The 270-nt window shown below is 57.4% G+C and carries 1 pseudogene; it reads right to left on the bottom strand.

Annotated features, from left to right (window positions below):
- Positions 1-144: 144 nt before the first annotated feature.
- Positions 145-270: pseudogene (locus QN399_RS26340) on the bottom strand (EscU/YscU/HrcU family type III secretion system export apparatus switch protein); the annotation flags it as partial.

Raw genomic sequence — 270 nt, 5'->3', positions numbered from 1 at the left:
CTGCAGCCAGGGCCGTGCCAGCGGATCGATCAGCGATTTTACCGGCGTATCGAGGGACGGCCGAAAAGGTAAATTCATGGTTCGGAGTCCGTGGCGGTTTTGAAACCAGTAAACCGCCTTCCGGTTACAGCTTGATGACCCGCGTCAGGACTCCTCTATCCTGATCACCTCATCAGTGATTTCGTCGAGTTGGCGAACCACCTGATAGATGTGCGCCACCGCCAGCAAGGTGGCGCGTGGGATGTGCCGGCCTTCACTGACCTTGTACAG

This window comes from Pseudomonas sp. 10C3 (assembly GCF_036346185.1).
Classification (GTDB): Bacteria; Pseudomonadota; Gammaproteobacteria; order Pseudomonadales; family Pseudomonadaceae; genus Aquipseudomonas.
This window is presented reverse-complemented; position numbering and strand designations above follow the sequence as displayed.